2 protein-coding genes are annotated in these 1,667 nt (G+C 49.8%); both read right to left on the bottom strand.

Annotated features, from left to right (window positions below):
* Positions 1 to 362 precede the first annotated feature (362 nt).
* Entirely contained in the window at positions 363 to 1,124 is a 762-nt protein-coding gene (locus tag ACFFNA_RS39585) for a LuxR family transcriptional regulator (protein ID WP_378925752.1), read from the bottom strand.
* A gap of 224 nt (positions 1,125 to 1,348) precedes the next feature.
* On the bottom strand, positions 1,349 to 1,667 hold a 319-nt coding region (locus tag ACFFNA_RS39580), incomplete at its 5' end, for a hypothetical protein (protein WP_378925750.1).

Genomic DNA, 1,667 nt, shown 5'->3' with positions numbered 1-1,667 from the left:
CTCGTTAGCAGGCACGATCCTGGGCGAACTCTCCCAAGGTCGTTCAACAGATTGAGACGCCTCGCTCTACTGACCCCATCATGCGGCGGCCTTACGTCGACCGCGAAGAGAAGCGAGTGACCCGCGGGGCGACACGATCAAAAAAAAGACGCAGGAGTAACTTGACCTCAACGACTCCAATCAGAGAAGCCTGCTAGCGAGCACCTTTCTATAACCCACCTACACTACTCAGCAGGGTACGACTTCCTGGCTGGAGACGCATCCTTCGGATCGGATAATAGACGCTCCGCCATCAACGCGATGTAGCAAAGGCTTGAGTCTCTAACCGTCAGCGGCGGAAAGCACTTTGCGTTCGGCCCGTGCTACAAATCGATGATTCCGAAATTTACGGCCTTTATAGCGGCGACGGTCCTGCTTCCGGTATCCAATTTTCGCATAATATTCTTCATGTGGAAATTGACCGTGTTGACAGATATACCTAGAATCTGCCCTATATCCCATGACGATTTACCTTTCGCTGTCCAGAATATACACTCTATCTCTCTTGACGAAAGCTCATGAGTATTTTCAAGGTGCCTTAAAACCATAAATTTTGCAGACATTATATGGAAATGAAAAGCAGAAAGTTCCAGGTATTTTACAACGCTATCTGGAAATCCCTGATCTCTGGATTGAGCAAAGCTCATGACCCCAAAGTCACCTTGGGGGCCGTGCAATGGAACGCTGATGCCCGCCTTCAAGCCAAATGATGCAGCCTCATCGAAGATGCGCCTTTCTTCTTCAGTAGTGCTCGGGTCGTTATACAAATCTCTCCATCGAAAAGCACCTGCCCGCCGCCGGCTTGCCCTGATGATAGGGTCTATTCTATCATAGCCCATTTCGACATAGCGTTCCTGCCATTGATAAGGATAGTTTAGAATGTGCGCCGGATCGCGTCGAGTTGGGCTATAGCATGTGGGGGTGATTGGACGAGTACCATAGGCGATCCAAGGGCAATCAAAATTCAAAGCGAAAGCAGATAATAGTTTGAACAGCTGCTCCAAATGACCAACGATATCAGTCCGGTCGAGAAACCGGCCAAATGCCGTCGCAATCGTCTCTTTAGATAACTTTGTGGAATTCATCTAAGTGGCCAAAGGTTATTGCGAGGATACTCTGGGTACTAGCCGTCACGCCGAGAGAGAGACTACTGTCAGCGGATATTCCATATTCCATAGTTCCTGCTCCGATGGTGTTTGCACTAGACATTCTCGATGGGCAAAAGCTGCCGCCTATGCGACTATGGCTCTGGCCACCGTCCTCAGCAGCCCGGCGTCAAAACTTTACCATCTCAGAGCTGTTAGCAGAGTTATTTGAATTGAAACTTCTGCTTCGCTATCTTTAAAAAGGCGCAACATAAGGAAATGATCGTCGAGTAGCTCAACCATCCGACTTTAGCCCCTACAGATTCAAATGTGCCAACTGTCCCCAAGGGTAAACGCTTCATAGCTGTGCTTGCCTTGGAGCGCAGAGTTTTCCCCAGATCCAGATCCAGAGCCATTCCGCCTCCGCGTATCCTCAGCGGGCTCCGTCGCAAACTTTTCGGAAAGGTCATTGCTGCATGACGGCTGCTCCTGCTTTCCGGGAGTTTGTCATGTTCAAGGGCCGCCATTTTGATCGATCCGTGA

Origin of the sequence: Mesorhizobium kowhaii (assembly GCF_042431665.1) — a bacterium.
GTDB classification, from domain to species: Bacteria; Pseudomonadota; Alphaproteobacteria; order Rhizobiales; family Rhizobiaceae; genus Mesorhizobium; species Mesorhizobium kowhaii.
The sequence above is the reverse complement of the archived record's forward strand: the minus strand, read 5'-3'. Positions and strand labels throughout refer to the sequence as shown.

Excerpts from the sequence above, each read along its gene's own strand:
- ACFFNA_RS39585 (WP_378925752.1), bottom strand. The coding sequence starts at position 1,124 with ATGAATTCCACAAAGTTATCTAAAGAGACGATTGCGACGGCATTTGGC.